The sequence below is a fragment of the Streptomyces sp. NPDC046977 genome (assembly GCF_040644455.1).
Taxonomy (GTDB): Bacteria; Actinomycetota; Actinomycetes; order Streptomycetales; family Streptomycetaceae; genus Actinacidiphila.
Window position 1 is genome coordinate 244,852 of record NZ_JBEYWO010000007.1, and the last position, 18,030, is coordinate 262,881.

The following is an 18,030-nucleotide window of genomic DNA, read 5'->3' on the forward strand; positions in this document are numbered from 1 at the left end:
AGGTCGCACATGGAGTCACCGAGGAAGCGTCTGGACCGCGACGTCCTCGTGACCACCGCCCTCGCCCTCGCGGACGCGGAAGGACTCACCGCCGTCACCACGCGGCGCGTCGGCCAGGAGCACGGGGTCTCCGCAATGGCCCTCTACCGGCACTTCCGCGACAAGGACCAGATCCTCGACGCCATCGCCGAGCGCCTCCTGTCCGAGGTCCGCCTCCCGGAACCGGACGACCGCCCCTGGGACGCCCAACTCCACGGCGCCCTCTCGTCGTTGCTCACCGTCCTGCGGCCGCACGCCGCCGCGGCCGGGCTCGTCACCACCCGGATCCTCGGCTCGCCGTCGGGTCTGGCCATCGCGGAGCGGACGCTGGAACTGCTGGCCGGCGCGGGCTTCGAGGTCGAGCAGGCCGCGGAGATCGCGAGCCAGTGCCTCTGCTCGATGGTCACGCTCGTGGTGACGGAGCCCGGCGGCGGCCGGGCCGAGGAACCGCCGGCACGGGACGACGCGGTCCAGGCCAAGCGGGCATCCCTGGAAGCGCTCCCCGCCGAGCGCTACCCGCACGTCGTCGCGGCCGCGGCCGCCCTGGCGTCCTGCGCGAGCGACGACGTCTACTACGCGCGCGGTGTCGACCTCCTGGTCGCCGGCATCCGCGGCGTCCGCACCGGCGCGCACACCCCCGCCGTCTGACGCGGGGCGCGACCGCGCCGCCGCAACCGCCACGGGCGCACGACGCCCGCACATCCGCCACGCCACCACGTCGCACAGGCGCGGCCACCAGGTGCCGCCACCTGCCCTCGCGCCCGTATGACGGTCCTCACGTTGGTACCGGACTCATGGGTCCGGTAGCGTTCCGGTCATCCGGACCTCAGAGTCCACATCCTCCCCGGCCCTTCAGAAAGGCGCCCGCGATGACCCACGCGCGGATCAGCGAAGCCCTCCGAGCCCTGGTGTTCGAGCCCCGACTCCCCCTGGACGAGGCCCTGGACACCTACTACGCCCCCGACTACACCCACCGCAGCGACGGAACAACCATGGACCGCGCCGAGTTCGCCGCCATGGTCGCCCGCACCCGCGCCGGCATCACCAAGGGCACCGTCACCGTGGTCGACGAACTGCGGGACGGCTCCGTCTACGCCGAGCGGCACGTCTTCGAGATCACGCTGGCCGACGGCTCCACCCAGCACCGGGAGATCGCGATCTTCGGAACGCTGGCCGAGGACGGCCGCTTCCGGCACCTGAGCGAGACCGGCTTCAGCCTCGCCCCGGACCCGGCACCCTGACCCGCAGAAAGCATCACAAGCACCACCAGCACCAGAAGTACCAGAAGCACCGAGCCACCCGACGTACGGAGAACCCCATGCCCCGCCTGCCGAACCCCGACCCGCACGCCCTCCCTGCCGACGTGCGCGAATTCCTCTCCTTCCTCCCGCCGGACCCGCTGGTCAAGATGCTGTCCCACTCGGCCGGCACGGTGCGGCCCTTCATCGAGCTCGCCAAGGCGCAGTTCACCGCACTCGAACTGCCCGCCCGCTCAAGGGAACTGGTGATCCTCACCGTCGCCGAGTACGCCGACTGCGCCTTTGTCACCGCCCAGCACGAGCCGATGGCGGAGGCCGCGGGAGTCGACGCACCGACGCGCCGGCTCATCGCCGGCCGGGAGCTGGAGAGCCCCGCCCTGTCGCCGTACGACAGGGCCCTCCTACGCCTCACCGCCGAGGTGGTGCGGAGCCCGCGCGTGTCCGACGAACTCTTCGCCGAGGCGCGGCGGTTCCTCAGCGACCGGGAGGTCGTCGAGGTGCTGCAAGTGGCGGGCTACTACTGGTCGTTCAGCCGGGTGTGCACGGTGCTCGATGTCGAGATCACCAAGGTGTACGGCGACGAACCCGTCCTCAACGACGCTCCCGGCCCGGAATCCGGCACCCGCTGACCCCACCCGAGGCGGTCCCCGTGAACATGCTCCCCCATGCGGACGGCGACGAGACCCCGCTCGTCCGTGTCGACTTCTCCGACGACGCGGCCTGGCGCCTGATGCGCCGGGCACTCGCGACCCCCTCCGAGGACGGCTTCATCGCCTACCTGCACATCGTGGAGGACCCCGCCTGCCGCGACCTGGCGCCCGCGCGGATCGCGGCACTCTCACCGGCGCGAGAACGGCCCCGGGACCGGCTGGTCATCATGGCCGACAGGACCTCGCTCGCCTCCCCCGAGATGCCGCTGCTCGCTCTGCGGGTCGGCGAGCAGGGGCGGTTCGACACGCTGCGCGTCGTCGCGCGTCAGCTGTACTCGATCGAGAACAACCTGGCCCTGGCGAACATGGCCTGGGAGGACTTCACCGAATTCGCGGACGACGACGGCGTCTTCCGCGGTTTCCGAAGCTCGACGCGTCAGGGCCGCAGGGCCTGGAGCACCAGTTCCCCGTAGCGCCGCCAGACCGCCGGGTCGCGTTCCGCGACGGTCATGAGCTGAAGCGCGGCGCCGCACAGGATGACCCTCAGGTCCAGCAGCGTCGCGTCCTCGCGGACCGTCCCGGACGCCTTGGCCGCCTGCATCAACTCCGTGAGCACGGTGAGGACGGAGCCGGCAGCGGGCGAGGCAGCCTCCGCCAGCCGTCCGGTCAGCAACCGGTCGCGGGCCAGCGTCTCGAAGAGCCGCAGCACATAGGCGTGGAACGCGCGTCCGGGGTCGGTCTCGCCGAGCGCGACCTCGGTCTCCCGCCGGAGCTCCTCCAGGCGCAGCCGCGCGATCGCCTCGACCAGGTCCTCCTTGGCCGGGAAGCTCCGGTAGACGGTGGCCTTGCCGACCCCCGCCCTGGCCGCGATCTGCGGCACGGTGGCCTGCGGGCCGAGCTCGGCGAACACCTCGATCGCGGCGGCGACGACCCGCTCGTGATTGCGGCGCGCGTCCGCCCTCTTCAGGGGTGCGGCCGGCGCCGCTTCCCCCGGCCCGGCCTCGGAAGTCTGCATGCCACCAGTCTGCACGGCCCTGCCCCGCGGCCCCGGCTCGCCCCCGCCGGGACGTCATCGGCATTGCGCCACACCGAGCCGGGGCGGGGAAGTACCAGTTCAGAGGCGATTTTCCAGCTCCTCGGGCGAGTCGTCGAGGCCTCAGAGCACCAGATGAGCGTCAGAGCCGAGGTACGCCGCCCCGCAGACGAGGGCCGTCGGTACTCGCGTGTTCTTCGCTTCCGGCGACCGGGACGGAGGCCGACACCCCTGAGCAAGGGAACTCCTCGGGAGGTCTCGCGGCAGCGATGCCAGGCGCCCGTTGGGAGGGCGGTGTCCGTCCGGTCGCCGACTCAGCCCTTCGTCATCGGCAGAGGTGGAACCCCGGCGGCGGCCGAGGGACGTGTCAGTCGCCGGCCAGTGCCTCGTGGACGGAGGAGACCGCGCCGGCGCCATCGCCGACGGCGGCGGCCACTCTTTTGGTCGAGCCGGCACGGAGGTCGCCGACCGCGAAGACCCGCGGTGCGCTCGTCTGGAAGGGCAGGGCCGTACCCGACGGTTCGGCGGGCAGGCGGCTGTCCGTGAGGACGAAGCCGTTGTGATCCTTGGCCACGCCGTCCAGCCAGCCCGACACCGGGTCGGCCCCGATGAAGCAGAACAGGGCGCGGCAGGCCAGTCGGGCCCGCCGGCCGTCGGACCTCTCGGCCACGATCGACGCGAGGGTGTCGTCGCCGTCCAGTTCGCGGATCGTGCTGCTGGTATGGACCCGGATCCGCGCGTGCGCGCGGATCCGGTCGGTCAGGTAGGACGACATCCGGGCTCCGAGATCGGCGCCGCGGACGATCAGATCCACCGTCGCACCACCGGCGGCGAGGGACAGGGCCGCTTGCCCGGCCGAGTTGGCGCCGCCGACGACCGTCACCGGCTGGTCCTCATAGCCTCGGACGTCCAGCTCGGTCGCGGCGTACCGGATGCAACCGGACTTCTCGAAAGTCGTCCACTGGGGCAGGCCGAGGTGCCGGTAGTGCGCCCCGGTCGCGGCGATCACCGCGCGGCACGGGATGCGTGCGCCGTCCTCCAGAACGACGGCCGGCCGTCGTTCCTCGGTGAGGTCCAGGCCGGCCACGGCGCAGGGCGCGTGGATCCGTACACCGAACTTGAGCGCCTGGACCATCGCCAGACGGGTCAGGCTCTCGCCGCTGATTCCGTGCGGGAAGCCCAGGTAGTTCTCGATGCGGGCGCTCTTCGCGGCCTGGCCGCCGAGCCCGGCGCGGTCCAGCAGTACGGTGACGAGACCCTCGGACGCGCCATACACGGCGGCGGCCAGGCCCGCCGGGCCGGCGCCCACCACGACGAGATCGACCGGACGCCCGTCGGCTCGGTAGGTGAGTCCGAGCACCTCGGCAACGGCTCTGGGCGTCGCGCGCCTCAGCAGCGAACCGCCTGCCATCGCGGCCGGGAGGTCGTCCTCGCCGAGCCCCGCCAGTCCCATCAGCGAGCGTCCGGGTTGCGAGGCCGCGTCGAACCAGGAGTGCGGCAGGAGCATCTGCGTCACATAGGTGCGTAGTTCCAGCGTCTCCGCGGCGTCCGACCGGCCCACGAGCTCCAGGGCGTTGCCCGCCGCGCCGCGGATCACCTCGCGGCGTTCCCTGAACGCCTCGATCAGTGTGTCGGCGACGTCGGCGTGCTCGGCGAGAGCCCGGCGCAGCATCGCCGCCCGGATCCGGACGACCGTCCCGGCGGACACCACCCGGGCGGTCAGGTAGACGTGCTGACCGGTCAGCAGGTTGAGCTCGCCGAGGAAGTCTCCGGGGCCGCCCCGGTAGATCAGGCGCTCCGGCTCGATCGCCGTCGCGTCGCGGACGATGTCCACGGTCGCCGACAGGAGCAGGAAGAAGTCGTAGGTGTCGTCGCCGGACGTGTACAGGTCCTGGCCGGACTCGGCGTGCTCCACCTCGCCGTACCCGGCGAGCCGGCGGAACTGCTCGTCGTCCAGGACCGGCCCGCGCTGTGCTGCACCGTCGTTCACGTGATTCCTCCGTCACGCCGGACCAGAAGGGTGACGGCTCGCTCGAACGCCGGGTCGTCGACTGTCGTGCCGGAGCCGGTGTACAGGACCACCGCGTCGCCGCCGGTCCTGCCCGGCGTCGCCTCGGCATGCGCGAGTGTGCGCGAACTCTCGCCGGCCGGGTCGTCGAACCCTCCGGTGGTCAGCGAACCGAAGACCTGCGTGCCCCAGATGCCGCCGAGCCCCGGGAAGGGCGCGGCCAGGCCGATCACCCACCACCGTCGGCCGACCGTCGTCCGCCCCGACTTCTCGAACATCGCCGTCCCTTCCTGGCCTCGTCGGCTCGGTGGTGTCAGCGTGCGGCGCGCTTGACGAGGGCGGCCGTCGCCCCGGGCTGCGCGATCATCGCGACATGCGAGGTGTCGGCCTCGAAGGTGTGCGCGCCGGCCCGACGCGCCATGAACCGCTGCGCCGCCGGGGGCAGCACCTGGTCGTCGCGGCCCACGAGGTACCAGGACGGGATGGTTTTCCAGGCCGGGGCGCCGGACGGCTCCCCGAGGGCGCGCACGTCCGCCGGCCGCTGGCCGGCCCACATCAGCTCGGTGGTCGCCCTCGGCAGGTCCCCGGCGAACACGTCGTGGAAGAGCTCCTTCTTGATGTAGCCGTCGACGAGGCCCTCACCGTAGGGACGGAAGTCCAGCGCCTCCTCGCTGAGCCTGCTTCCCGGGTACTTCGTCTGCAGGCCCAGCAGCGTCTCACCCTGGTCGGGCACGAACGCGGCCACGTAGACCAACGCCTTCACGTTCGGGTTGCCGGTCGCGGCGTTCGTGACGACGATCCCGCCGTAGGAGTGCGCGACGAGAACGAGCGGGCCGCTGAGGGTCGCGAGGATGCCGGCCAGGTAGGCGGAGTCGGAGGCGACGCCGCGCAGTGGGTTGGGCGGTGCGATGACCGGATAGCCGTCGCGGATGAGCCGGGAGGCGACCCCGTTCCAGCCGGAGGCGTCGGCGAACGCGCCGTGCACGAGTACCACGGTGGGCTTCCGGCCGCTGCCGCCTCCGGTGTGTGCCTGCGCGGCGGGCGCGTCGAGTGCGGCGCCCACTACGACGGCGGCGGAACCGGCCAACAGCCCCCGGCGAGTTGTCGTCATCGAAATGTACCCTTCGGTATCCGGTGTTCTCAGTGGTGATCGTGGGCCAGCGTAAAACCGGTTACTTGACGATCACTGAACGGAAATCCGGGCACGCTCCGGGGCCGCTTCACCATCGGTTCCGTTGCTGTCCAGCACGTCGGACGAGCCTGCGGACATGAAGCCGACAACCAGCGAAGCCGCTTTCGCCCAAAGCCGGAATGCGCGTCGGTGACGTGACCGTCGGCGGAATTGGGCGACGGCTACGCAAACTTCCCCTTGATCGCGGCCACCAGGAGAGCGACATCTTCGGGCTTCCGGAGGAAAAGCCACCAGGTGGGGGGCATGCAACTAGCGGCACACCGAGGAGTCCAAGCGCGGCTGGAACCGCCGGGCCAGTGCGGAAGGAAGGCGAGGCCGCCCGCGCGGAAGCCGTTGACGGCTCGCTCGCGCACGAGATCACCGTGCTGCGCGTCCCCTCCCGCCACACCTGCGGTGTCCCGGTACCCACGCCGAACTGCGCTGCCTGGGACGACGGGTGAACCGTAGGCGTGATGCGCGAGCCTGGCATCCGCGGCATCACCCGGCGCAGGAGGCATTCACCGGCCCGGCAGGATGTGACGGCACAGCAGGCCCCGGACCTGATCGGCGGCGACGTCCCTGGCGAGCGTCCCGGGACCCGGCTGGTACGGCGACATCACCTGATGGGAAACGGTGGGAGCCGGAGAGGCCACGGCCGGCACATCCCGGAGCCAGGCTGCGTGATCCGGCGATCGCAGCGGCGAATACACGGCGGCCCGGTTCCGGCACCGAACAGGTGAGCTTGGGCTACGGCACATTTGCGGGCGTGCCGGATCCCGTTTCCCCCACGTGGCCCGACTGGCCACCCCCCGCGCCGAGGTCTTCCCCTTCACCGAGGTCTTCCCCTTCACCGAGGTCTTGGCCGTCTCACCCCGGCCGAGACCGGAGAATTCACCTCACCGCTCTTTCCTTGGCATCGGCACGCGGCACCACAGTGTGGGCAGCCTTGTCCAGGGTGTACCGGCGTTGCAGCACGATGGCGATCGCCATGAGCACGGCCGGCACCAAGGTGAAGCCATAGCGAACGGCCGCCACTGCGCCGGAAGACTGCGTGGTGTGCTCGCCCGCGGTACTGGCCACGAACCCGCCGGCAGCCAGGCAGATCGAGTACACGTACGGCCCCAGTGCGCCGCCCGTGGCCTCGGCGGCGGTCCACAAGCCGGTGTAACTGCCCGCACTGACGGTACCGGCCGGCCCGGCTGCAGCGATGACGTCGGGAACCATCGACAATGGCATCAGCTGCATCGCGGCGAACGCGACGCCCAGCATCGCCACGGCTGCGATCAGCAGAGGCAGGCCGGCCCCGGCGCCCAGGGCCAGCACCAGCGAGCCGGCCACGAACACGGCCTGGGCGGCGAGCAGGCTTCGCTGCTTGCCGAGACGCCGCGCCACCACTACCCACACGGGCGTGGTCAGGACCGCAGGCGCCATGAACGCCGCGATGAGCACGGTCGTGAGCCCGGAGCGGCCCAGCACGTACTCGGCGAAGTACGGCATGGCGGCCAGTACCAGGTTCATCGTGATCGCGACGGTCAGATAGGACGCGGTCAGCGCACGGAACTGCCGGTCGCGCAGCGCCACCAGCAGCCCGCCCCGGTGCCCCGGCTCCGCCGGGGTGCCCGGCGCGACCCGGTTGAGGCGGGCGACGCCGGTAATGCCGACCAGCATCGCCGCAAGCATGACCGCGCCGAGCAGCAGGGCCATTCTCGTGTAGTCGCCGACGCCCGGATCGTCGCCGGCGACCGCCGGCGCGGCTACACCGGCGAGCAGGACGCTCACGGTGATCACGACATTGCGGTAGCCCATGAGGCGTGTCCGCTCGTGGTAGCCGATGCCCAGGTCGGCCGGTGTGGCCAGGTAGGACACCTGGTAGCACGAGTAGAGCAGGTTGCCGGCGACCAGGGCCACCGCGACCCATATCGCTGCGGTTGTCCCGTGCACGTCCGACGGCACGGCGAACATGGCCACGAATGCGAGCACCACAACGCAGCCGCCCAGCATCAGTCTCCGGCGGTGACCACGGCCGGTCAGGCCGGCATCGGAGATCCGGCCCACCCACGGGTGCACCACGATATCGGCGACATTCGGCAGCAGCAGCGCGAGGCCGGCCACATGCGGCGGCACGGCCAGGACGTCGGTCAGGAAGTACAGCAGGAAGATGCCCGGCACGGTGACCCAGATGCCCATGCCGACCGAACCGGTGGCGAACGGGACGAGTGCGCGCAGGGGGAGCCGAACGTCGCTCATGAGCCGCCTTCAGGAAATCCGTAACAGGGGACTGTCGTTGCTCGCATGCGTCCTCAGAAGGCCAGGGCCAGCCGGCGTACGGCCTCCCGGAGTTCTTCCGGAGTACGGTCGCTGTAGGCGAACCGCAAGTGTCGGGCCGAAGACCGCCGCTGGGGGTCCGCGGCGAAGAACTCGCCCGGCTGGTAGACCACGCCGTGGGCGGCCGCCCGCTGGAACAGCGCCGCGGGGTCCACTGCGTCGTCGGTGAGCCGCGGCCAGAGGAACAGCCCTCCTTCGGGGGCCACGACGTCGAGTGCGCCCGGGAGTTGTTCCTGCAGAGCGTCGACCAGCACGCCGGCACGTTCCTGGTACAGCGCGACGGCGCTGCGCACGACACGGTCGAACCAGTCGGCGTCGTCGGTGAGCATCCGCTCGATGATCGCCTGGGTCACCGATGACGTATGCACGTCGAGCCGGTTGCGCAGCCGGATCACGGGGTCCACGAGGTGGTCCGGCAGCACCAGCCAGCCCACGCGCCAGCCGGGGCCGAGGGTCTTGGTGAAGGTGTTGACGTGGATCGCCCGGTCCGACTGGTTGAAGACCTCGACCCCCTGGTCCTGGCCGCCGAAGCGCAGTTCGCGGTACGGATTGTCGACGATCACGTAGAAGCCGTACCGCTCGGCGAGCTCGATCAGTGCCTGCCGCTTCGGCGCCGAGAGACTGACCTGGGCGGGGTTGTGGAAGTCGGGCACGGTGTAAGCCGCGGCGATCCGGGCGCCGGTGGCGAGCCGCCGGGCGAGGTGTTCGACATCGAAGCCGTCGGCCACGACCGGCACCGGCAGGGTCCGCGTCGTCGACACCTCCAGGGCCCACAGGAAACCGGGGAACACGGGATCGTCCACCGCGACGGTGGCACCGCGCTCGACGACGGTCAGCACCGCCAGTGCGAGGCCGTGCATGCCACCGTTCGTCACCACGATCCGGCTCGGGTCGACGCCCTCCCGTTTCGCGATCCAGTCGCGCAGCACGTCGGATCCGCGCGCCGGCGCATACTGCAGGCTCGCGATCGCGGCGTCGGGGTCCTGCCACAACTGTGCCGCTGCCCGGCCGATCGCCTCGGCCGGCAAGGCCTCGGGCGCGGGGATGCCACCCAGCAGCCTGATCGTTCCGGGGGCAGGGGTGGCCAGGCTGGCGTCGACGAAGCCCTTCGGCGCCGAGAGCCCCCGGGCCAGGGCCGTCAGCCCGCTCTGTGTCTCAGGGCCCGTGGTCATGTGGTGCCTCCAGGTGCTGCGAGGAGTCGTTCGGCGCGTCGCGCGAACAGGTGCGCCTCGGATGCGGTGGATTGCGTGTAGGCGCGTTCGGCGGCGGCCCGGACGGCGGTGAGAGGTGCGCCGCGGGCCTGCAGCAGGCGCGCCTTCAGCAGCAGGAGCAGACCTTCGGCGTACCGCTGGCCGTAGTCCCACAATGCCTGGTCGGCCCGGTCGAGAGCGGCTTCGGCCCGGTCGGGCGATCCGGCTGCCAGCCACATCTCGGCGATCAGCGCGTACTGGTAGGCAATGCCCCATTGCGGCGGATCGAGCAGGTGGGCGACCAGGAGTTCCTCGGCCTCGGCTGCGGCGGCGGCCGGGTCCTCGCCGGTGAGGGCGCGTGCCCAGCACCAGAACTGCCGGATGTAGTGGTCGATCTGGGCGCCGAGACGGGCGAGACCGGCGGCGGCCCACCGCTCGCCGGCTCGCCGCGCGGTTTCGGCGTCCCCGGCCATGGAAGCGATCATGGTCGTGTAGTAGACCCAGACCGAGGCGGCGTACGGGTCCCCCGGGGTGTCCCAGGTGTCGACGAAAGCCAGCGCCGCGTCGGCATCACCGTGCAGCGCGGTCATGACGGCCCGCCAGCCGGGCCCTTCCCCGGGGATGCTGCCGTCCCGCCGGAGCGGTGTCTCTTCGTCCGGGGCGAGGATGCCGCCGGGAGCGGCGGCATCCTCCTTGGTGAAGGACCGGTACGCCTCGCCGATGTTGCCGATGTCCCACTGGTGCAGGCCCCACATGTGCCGGCCGTAGCGTCGGACGGCCGGATCGGAGGACACCTGACCGAGTTCGTGCAGTCGGCGGGCCAACTGCCCGCGGCCTTGCTCGATGGCGGTGTAGGCACCCATCGTGCGGATGAAGAGGAAGTCGGCGGCCTCCGCCTCCCGGCCGAGGGTGCGGGCCAGGTATTCGGCCCGCTCCAGCAGATCAAAGGTCGAGGCGTCGTACCCCGCCTGTCGTCTGACGACGATGGCGAGCAGTGTGAGGGCGGAGAACTCCAGCTCCATGAGTCCGGAGGCCCGGGTGACCTGGATCGCGGAGCGCAGCTGCCGATGGGCGGACGCGAAGGCGAGTTTGGCTGCCGCGCGGCGCCCGGCGCGGATCAGCGCCTCCGCTGCGCGGACGGGCTCGGCGAGGGGGCCGGCGGCCCACAGGTGGTAGGCGAGGCGTTCGGCGACGTCCTCGTCGTCGGCGTGGATCTGTTCGAGCGCGTCCGCGACGCGCAGATGCATGTGGGTGGCCTGCCGTTTCGTCGCGGTCCCGGAGACCGACTCGCGTACCAGGTCGTGCGCGAAGCGGAGCGAGGACGGGTCGTTCGGCCCGGGTTCGAGCAGCCCGAGCGTGTGCAGCGGTTCCAGGCGGTGGAGACAGTCCGCGACGTCCACACCGGTGGCGCGGGACAGCAGCCTGAGGTCGACGTCGCGGCCGATGAGCGCGGCCATGTGCAGCAGGTCGCGGGCCCGGTCGTCGAGCCCGGCCATCCGGCCGCGGACGACGTCGTGGACGGTGGAGGGGACCCCCGCCGATGCGGACGTGTCACCGTCGCCGACCGCGCCGACCGCGCCGACCGCGCCGATTTCGCCGGCCCTGCCGATCGCGCCGCCTCCGCTGAGGAGGCGGGACAGCTCGCGGACGAAGAAGGGATTGCCGGAGGTTCGGGCGTGGATGGCGCGGGCGACGGCGTCGCCGGGGTCCTGGCCGGCCTCGTGGCGGACGAGTTCGGTCACGTCGGCCAGACCGAGCGGGCCGAGCCGGAACCTGCGGTGACCGGGCCGCCGGCTGGCGGCGGCCAGCACCCGGGACAGGTCCGGGCCGAGTGCGGGTGCACGGTCCCGCAGCGCACCGATGATCGCGGTGCCACGGGGCAGCCGCCCCGCCAGATGATCCAGCAACTGCAGGGAAGTGGCATCGGCCCATTGGAGATCATCAAGGATCAGCAGTGTCGGCCGCCCCGCCGAGGCCTGTCCCAGCAGGGCGACGACCTGTTCGAACAGCCGGAACTGGGCGTTGCCGTCGGGCAGTTCCCGCGCGGCATCGTCCCGCGGGGCCAGAAGGCTTCCCAGCCCGCCGGTCAGCCACCGTTCACCCGCCGGAGCGGGCAGACTGCGGACGACCTGGCCCAGCGCCTGCTCCCACGGCCACATCGCCGGTGTCCCGTCACCCTCCAGGCACGAGCCCCAGACGGTGAACGCACCCAGCCCGCCCGCCACAGCGGCGGCCTCCTCCAGCAACCGGGTCTTGCCCGCACCCGGTTCACCCTCGACAACACCGATCGCGGTGTCACCGGCGAGCGCACGCTCCACGATGCCCCGCAACGCGGCGAGTTCCTCGGCCCGGCCGATCAAGCCGGCCCCCGTCATCCGCCCGACCTCGCCTCCCGCCTCCCGCGCACGCGGCGACGCCTGGGGCTGGGTGAGAATCCGCCGCTGTGCGTCCTCCAGCGCCGGCCCCGGCTCGATGCCCAGCTCCTCGGCGAGCCGGTCGCGGGTCTGCCGAAACACCGACAGCGCCTCCGCCTGACGCCCCGTCGCGCCGAGAACGCCGACGAGAGCGGCCAGCACGGGTTCGTTGAACGGCGCCATCGACGCGGCCAGTTGCAAAGCCGCAAGCACCCGCTCCGGCCGGCCCAGCGACACGGCGAGCCCCGCCGCCGCCGTGCACGCGTCGTAGAACTCGTTGTCGAGCGCGGCGAAGACCGTCGTACCGTCCGTCCCGCCGGCGATGCCGTCGCCCGCCGGGCCGTGCCAGAGCCCGAGCGCTCCGACGTAGTGATCGAGGGCCGCCTCGCGATCGTGCCGAGCCACCGCGTCCCCGGCGGCATCGACGCCCTCCCGGAAAGCCAGGAGGTCCAGCGCGGCCGGGCCGGCGGCGAACAGGTAGGAATTACCACGCCGGTGAAGGAACGCGCCGGCCTCACGGACGGGCAGCGCAGGCTCCAGCAGCCGCCGCAACGCGCCCACGTACTTCTGAAGGATGTTCACCGCCGACACCGGGACGTCCTCGGCCCAGATCAGATCGACCAACTCGCTCGTACTGACCGGCTTGCCCGCACGGGCGAGCAGAACCGCAAGCAGGTACGACTGCTGCCGCGGCCCGGCGTCCAGTTCGACACCGTCCCGCCAGACCCGCAACGGACCGAGAATCTGCAGACGCAGATGTCCGCCGGAGGACGTCATCCCCACCCCTACCCCTACGCACAGGCCGACCACGTCCGCTGGAGCGTAACCCGCTTCACCGCTGGTCCGCGGCCTGAACCCATCCACCGGGACGGCCATCGGGCGGTGCTGTCGTGGCGGAACCAATTCCTGACAACGTTATCATCTTGCGAACAAATGCTCGTCGAGCCGGCATGGCGGCCGCGGGTTACCGATCGGCGGGTACCAATGCGGCGGCTCCCGTGGCCGGTCCACCCGCCGATCTGCGGAGCAGCGCGGTTCCAGAGGGAGTTCCGTCCCGGACCGCACAGCGCGGATGCTGCTCCGGTCACCACCACGCCGATTGCGTGCCGGCATTCGCCGGGGGCTTCGCCGCCTCGTGCGTTCCACGCCCGAACACCCAGGAGCCGATTCCTCCCGAGGCCGAAGCCCCGGGCTTCCTCGGCAGAACGCGGTGAAAGCCGGAGCCCTGCTCGCCGGGCGTGCGCGCCGAGACGGACTTTACGGACACCCGGGCGCCGTCCACAAGCGGTCAAGTCCACGTCAAGTGCCGGGTGCCAGCCTTTCGGTGCGCGGGCGGCGCCCATGCCGCCAGGCCGCTGACCTCATTGACGCATTGACCATCCATGCCCAAATCCACTGAAAAGAGCAGGACTTACCCTATGAGCCCAGTGCAACCGTTCCGGCGAATCGTGACCGGCCATGACATCTCCGACCGTGCGGTGATCACGCAGGACGCGCCGCCGACTCGCGTGGCGGAGATCGGTGGGCCTGGTGGCCCGATCTTCTACGAGGTGTGGAACACACGCCAGACGCCGGCCGTCATCGACCGGCAGTCGGGTGAGCCGGCGGAGGACGGTCTGGTGCTCGGGCCTCCCGAGCGTGGCACTCGTATCCGGGTGATCGACTTCCCTCCGGAGGACGACCGGATCCGGAACCTGACGGGGGCCGAGGCGGCCGCGAAGTTCGCGGAGATGGGCGGTGCCGACGCCGCACGGTCCGTTGCCGGCGCCCCGCATCCGTTGATGCACCGTACGCAGACCATCGACTACGGGATCGTCATCGAGGGCGAGCTCACGCTGGTTCTCGACGAGGGCGAGACCGTTGTCCGCGCCGGAGACATCGTGATTCAGCGGGGCACCAACCACGCGTGGACAAACCGGTCGGCCGCGAACTGCCGGGTCGCCTTCGTACTCATCGACGGCCAGTACACCGACGGACTCTGAGAAGGAGCATCGTATGCGTATTCGACCCATCCCACCCGATGAGCTCAGCCCCCAACTCCGCGAGGTGCATGACGGCATCGCCGGCCTCGTCACCGAGGAGCAGGGCCGCGTCGTCATCCTCGACGACGACGGCGCGCTGGTCGGGCCGTTCGCGGCGATGCTGCGCTTCCCCACGTTCGGGGTGCCGGCTCTGTTCCTGCAGCGGGCGGTCGCGGCCGAGGCTCGCCTCGACCCCATCGTTCGCGAGGTGGCGATCCTCACCGTCGGCGCCGCCTACGGCGCCCGGTACATGCTGTACGCGCACGAGCGGACGGCGGACGAGGTCGGGCTTGCGGCGGCACAGGTCGCGACCCTGGCGGCGGGCGGGCGGCCCTCCGGGCTGAGTGACGAACAGGCCGTCGCCCACGATGTCGCGATGGCGTTGACCTCCGGGCGCATACTGCCGGACTCCACATATGACCGGGCCACGCAGTTGCTGGGCCATGACGGGGTCGGCGAGCTCGTGTTCCTCATCGGCAGCTACTGCCTCATCGCGATGGTGCTGAACTGCTTCGATGTGCCGGTTCCCGGTCGGGCACAGCCAACTGCCCAGCCGTGACGACGACAAGGTGTCTGCCGGCGGCTGCGGCGTTGCGGATCGTCGCTTCGTAGTGCTCGGACATCCGGGCCTCCGGCCGTGGCATCCAAGGCACACGTTCAGGCCGCCCGCCGGCGGTGGGCGGCCTGAACGCGGATGTCAGCGGGGTGTGCCGTCCGCAAGCTCGGCCAGCAGTTCCTCGGCACGGCGGGCGAACAGGTGGGCCTCGCGCTCGACGGACAGTGCGTGCGCCCGCTCGGCAAGGGCCCGAGAGGAGGCGACGGGCTCGCCGCGCGCCCGCGACACCCGTGCCCGGAGCAGAAGCAGCAGGCTTTCGACGGAGCGCTGGCCGTACGTTTCGACGGCCGAGTCCGCCCGGTCGAGTGCTGCGTCGGCCTCGTCCAGCTTTCCGGCTGCCAGCCACATCTCGCCGAGGAGCCCGTACCAGGTGGCCAGGCCCGAGCGTGGCGGGTCGGCCAGCGCCGCGGTGATCAGCCGTTGCGCTTCCATCGCGGCTCCGGCCGGGTCCTCGCCGGTCACGGCGTGCGCCCAGCACAGGGCCAGCCGCTGGTAGCTGCCGAAGAAGGCGAAGGAGAAGTCCCGGTCCACGGTCATCCCGCGCTCCGCCACATGCAGCGCCCGCTCAGGGGTGCCGGCCACAGCCGCGGCGGTACAGGCGAACGCGGCCCAGACGGTGGTCATATAGGGGTCGGCGTCAGCGGCGGACTGGATGGTGTCGAACAGCGTCCGCGCCGTGCCGAGGTCGCCGTGCAGGGCTGTTGTCAGAGCGAGCATGACCGGCCCGAGCAGCCGTAGATCGCGCCGCAGTGGGTTCGCCCCGCCGCCGGCCAGGTCGTCGAGCATGGTCGAACCGGTTCGGCTCAGGTACCGGAACGCCTCGCCGATGTTGCCGACGGACCACTGGTGGATGCCCCACGCGTACTGGCCGTACGTGCGGACGACCGGGTCGTCGGATGCCTCGCCCTGCTCCAGTAGCCGTCGTGCCAGTTGTCCGGCACGGTCGATCTGGATGCCCTGGGAGTGGGCGGCCCAACGAGCGAAGAGGAAGTCGGCGGCCTCCCGCTCCTGGCCCAGGCCACGCGCCAGGTGCTCGGCCCGCTCCAACGATTCGGGCGTCGAGCCGAGTTGCCCCGCCCGTATTCCGCCCACCGCGGTGAAGAGCGACAGGGCGGACAGTTCCAGCTCTGCCAGGCCCGCTCTTCGCGCCACCTGCGCGGCGGACCGCAACTGTCGTGCGGCGGCCGTGAACGCCGACTTTCCCGCGGCGCAGCGGCCGGCACTGACGAGCGCCGCCGCGGTCCGGGCCGGATCCGCGAGCGGTCCGGCGGACCACAGGTGATGGGCGAGGCGCTCGGCCACCAGTTCGGTGTCCGCGGCCTTGTCATCCAGGGCATCGGCGACCAGCAGGTGCAACCGGGCCGCGCGCTGCTGCGACACGGTCTCGACCACCGATTCGCGGATCAGGTCGTGCGGGAATCTCCATGAGTAGGGATCGCCGGGCGAGGGTTCGAGCAGGCCCAGCCCTTCGCACGCCTCCAGGCTGTCCAGACACGTCTGGTGGTCCAGGTCGGCGGTGCGGGCGAGGAGAGCCAGGTCGACGGTACGGCCGATCAGCGCGGCGATCTGCAACAGACTCCTGGCCTCTTCCCCCAGCCCGGTCATCCGGTCGCGGACGACGTCCCGGACGGTTGCCGGTACCGCGGTCCGGGCCGCGGCGGCCTCCGTGAGGACAGCGCCATCACCATCGGCGAGGAACCGGGACAGCTCGCGGACGAAGAAGGGGTTGCCACCGCTGCGGCTGTGGATGAGGCCGGTGGCCCCCGGGCCCGGGTCCTGCCCCGTCTCACGGCGGACGAGTTCGGCCACCTCGGCCGGGCCGAGCGGGCCCAGCGGGATCCTGCGGTGACCGGGCAGCCGACTCGCCGCGGCGAGCAGCCGTCCCAGTTCCGGGCTCGGCGCGGGCGCACGGTCGCGGAGCGCCCCGATCACGACGGTGCCGCACGGCAGCCGGGCCATCAGGTGGCCGAGCAGATCCAGCGAGGCGGCATCGGCCCACTGGAGGTCGTCGACGACGAGCACCACAGGTCGCCGCGCCGACATCTGACGGACGAGCGCCACGGCCTGCTCGAAGAAGCGGAACCGGACGCCGCTGTCCGGCAGCACCGACGTCGTGTCCCCGCGCGGCGCGACGAGACGACCGAGTTACCCGCCTGCCATTCCCCCCGGGCCGCGGCCGGCACGTCGTCCAGGAGCGCTCCGAGGACCTGCGACCACGGCCACATCGACGGTGTGCCGTCCCCTTCCAGACACCGGCCCCAGACGACGAGCGCGCCCTGCCGGTTCGCCGCGGCGCCGGCCGCCTCGAGCAGACGGGTCTTGCCCACCCCGGGCTCTCCTTCGACGAGCACAAGCCCCGTGGATCCGGCGAGTGCCGACTCCACCGCATGCCGCGCCACCGCCAGTTCCTCGGCCCGCCCGACCAGGCAGTCGGCAGTCGGCGCCCCGGTGGGGGGTACCGCCGGAGGTTCGGAGGGCATTCCCTCAGCCGGTGCCCGTTCCAGCACCCGCAGGTGAGCGGCCACCAGCGCCGGGCCAGGGGCGACGGCCAGCTCCTCGGCCAGCCGGGCGCGGACGGTCCGGAACACCCACAGGGCCTCGGCCGGCTGGCCGGCGGCAGCCAGGGCGGCGATGAGACTCGCCTGCACCCTCTCGTGCAACGGCGCCATCCGCGCGGCCATGTGCAAGGACGGGAGCACACGTTGGGGCCGGCCGAGCCGTGTCGCCAACTCGGCTGCCGCCACGCAGGCCTGGTGGAACTCGTCGTCCAGCCCGGCGAAGATCGCCATACCGGTCGAGCCGTAGGCGACCCCGTCGCCTGCCGAACCCTGCCAGAGCCCCACCGCTTCCAGGTACCCGTCGAGTGCCGCGGCGGGTTGCCGCTCCGCGACGCGACCCTCCGCTGCGTCGACCAGTTCACGGAACCTCACGATGTCCAGCGTCCCGGGGGCAGCCTCGAACAGGTACGCGCTGCCGCGACGCCGCAGGTACGAGCCGGGTTCACGCGCGGCCAACGCCGGTTCCAGCAGCCGCCGCAGCGCACCGGCGTACTTCTGGAGGATGTTGACCGCCGAGGCCGGGACGTTCTCGGCCCAGATCAGGTCCACCAACTCGCCGATGCTGACCGGCTCGCCCGCACGGGCGAGGAGAACCGCGAGCAGATACGCCTGCTGCGGAGGACCTGCGTCCAGTTCCGCACCGTCCCGCCAGATCCGCAACGGACCGAGCACCTGCAGACGCACAGAGGCGTCGGAGGAGGCCATTCCCTTTTCCACTCCCAGTCCAGGTCGCCCCCGCGGCCGTC

Annotated in this window: 16 protein-coding genes; 7 read left to right on the top strand and 9 right to left on the bottom strand. The window is 71.6% G+C overall.

All coding sequences use genetic code 11. From position 1 onward, the window contains the following. The first annotated feature begins 9 nt into the window (after positions 1-9). The 4 genes from ABZ883_RS13660 to ABZ883_RS13675 all read left to right on the top strand — a co-directional run bounded on the left by ABZ883_RS13660 (position 10) and on the right by ABZ883_RS13675 (position 2,421). On the top strand, positions 10-687 hold the full coding sequence (locus tag ABZ883_RS13660) for a TetR/AcrR family transcriptional regulator C-terminal domain-containing protein (protein WP_360905790.1): 678 nt from the start codon (positions 10-12) through the stop codon (positions 685-687). 221 nt (positions 688-908) lie between these two features. Then, positions 909-1,280 carry a nuclear transport factor 2 family protein gene (locus tag ABZ883_RS13665; protein ID WP_360905791.1) on the top strand — a complete coding sequence of 124 codons (372 nt, stop codon included), beginning with the start codon at positions 909-911 and terminating at the stop codon, positions 1,278-1,280. Positions 1,281-1,357: 77 nt separating this feature from the next. Further along, entirely contained in the window at positions 1,358-1,927 is a 570-nt protein-coding gene (locus tag ABZ883_RS13670) for a hypothetical protein (RefSeq protein ID WP_360905792.1), read from the top strand. Positions 1,928-1,947: 20 nt separating this feature from the next. Beyond that, positions 1,948-2,421: a hypothetical protein gene (locus ABZ883_RS13675; protein WP_360905793.1), complete on the top strand. Its 474-nt coding sequence runs from the start codon at positions 1,948-1,950 to the stop codon at positions 2,419-2,421. Here ABZ883_RS13675 and ABZ883_RS13680 read toward each other — a convergent pair. The 4 genes from ABZ883_RS13680 to ABZ883_RS13695 form a co-directional block, all read right to left on the bottom strand. Beyond that, on the bottom strand, positions 2,385-2,963 hold the full coding sequence (locus ABZ883_RS13680) for a helix-turn-helix domain-containing protein (RefSeq protein ID WP_360905794.1): 579 nt from the start codon (positions 2,961-2,963) through the stop codon (positions 2,385-2,387). The genes ABZ883_RS13675 and ABZ883_RS13680 overlap by 37 nt on opposite strands. A gap of 385 nt (positions 2,964-3,348) precedes the next feature. Continuing rightward, positions 3,349-4,971: an FAD-dependent oxidoreductase gene (locus ABZ883_RS13685; RefSeq protein WP_360905795.1), complete on the bottom strand. Its 1,623-nt coding sequence runs from the start codon at positions 4,969-4,971 to the stop codon at positions 3,349-3,351. Then, complete coding sequence (locus ABZ883_RS13690) at positions 4,968-5,267, bottom strand: hypothetical protein (protein WP_360905796.1); 300 nt, start codon at positions 5,265-5,267, stop codon at positions 4,968-4,970. Before ABZ883_RS13690 ends, ABZ883_RS13685 begins: the two co-directional genes overlap by 4 nt. 35 nt (positions 5,268-5,302) lie before the next feature. Beyond that, the gene (locus ABZ883_RS13695) at positions 5,303-6,100 is read right to left on the bottom strand and encodes an alpha/beta hydrolase (RefSeq protein WP_360905797.1); all 798 of its coding nucleotides are present in this window, start codon (positions 6,098-6,100) and stop codon (positions 5,303-5,305) included. 377 nt (positions 6,101-6,477) lie between these two features. Between ABZ883_RS13695 and ABZ883_RS13700 the strand changes: the two genes are divergently transcribed. Next, on the top strand, positions 6,478-6,621 hold the full coding sequence (locus ABZ883_RS13700) for a hypothetical protein (protein WP_360905798.1): 144 nt from the start codon (positions 6,478-6,480) through the stop codon (positions 6,619-6,621). A gap of 430 nt (positions 6,622-7,051) precedes the next feature. Here ABZ883_RS13700 and ABZ883_RS13705 read toward each other — a convergent pair whose 3' ends face one another. The 3 genes from ABZ883_RS13705 to ABZ883_RS13715 are packed head-to-tail and all read right to left on the bottom strand — an operon-like array spanning position 7,052 to position 12,866. After that, a complete protein-coding gene (locus tag ABZ883_RS13705) occupies positions 7,052-8,407 on the bottom strand; it encodes an MFS transporter (protein ID WP_360905799.1) in 1,356 nt (451 codons plus the stop codon). Between the two features lie 53 nt (positions 8,408-8,460). Next, on the bottom strand, positions 8,461-9,657 hold the full coding sequence (locus ABZ883_RS13710) for a PLP-dependent aminotransferase family protein (protein ID WP_360905800.1): 1,197 nt from the start codon (positions 9,655-9,657) through the stop codon (positions 8,461-8,463). Beyond that, complete coding sequence (locus ABZ883_RS13715; RefSeq protein ID WP_360905801.1) at positions 9,654-12,866, bottom strand: BTAD domain-containing putative transcriptional regulator; 3,213 nt, start codon at positions 12,864-12,866, stop codon at positions 9,654-9,656. Before ABZ883_RS13715 ends, ABZ883_RS13710 begins: the two co-directional genes overlap by 4 nt. Before the next feature lie 605 nt (positions 12,867-13,471). On the opposite strand from ABZ883_RS13715, the gene ABZ883_RS13720 reads away from it, so the two are divergent. Next, positions 13,472-14,071 (top strand): cupin domain-containing protein, encoded by a 600-nt coding sequence (locus ABZ883_RS13720; protein ID WP_360905802.1) that lies wholly within the window; start codon positions 13,472-13,474, stop codon positions 14,069-14,071. A gap of 13 nt (positions 14,072-14,084) precedes the next feature. Continuing rightward, positions 14,085-14,669, top strand: coding sequence for a hypothetical protein (locus tag ABZ883_RS13725; RefSeq protein ID WP_360905803.1), 585 nt, complete (start codon positions 14,085-14,087; stop codon positions 14,667-14,669). 138 nt (positions 14,670-14,807) lie between these two features. On the opposite strand, the gene ABZ883_RS13730 is transcribed toward ABZ883_RS13725, so the two are convergent. After that, positions 14,808-16,769, bottom strand: coding sequence for a hypothetical protein (locus ABZ883_RS13730; RefSeq protein ID WP_360905858.1), 1,962 nt, complete (start codon positions 16,767-16,769; stop codon positions 14,808-14,810). Then, positions 16,685-17,989 (bottom strand): BTAD domain-containing putative transcriptional regulator, encoded by a 1,305-nt coding sequence (locus tag ABZ883_RS13735; RefSeq protein ID WP_360905804.1) that lies wholly within the window; start codon positions 17,987-17,989, stop codon positions 16,685-16,687. The genes ABZ883_RS13730 and ABZ883_RS13735 overlap by 85 nt, the downstream gene beginning before the upstream one ends. Positions 17,990-18,030 lie beyond the last annotated feature (41 nt).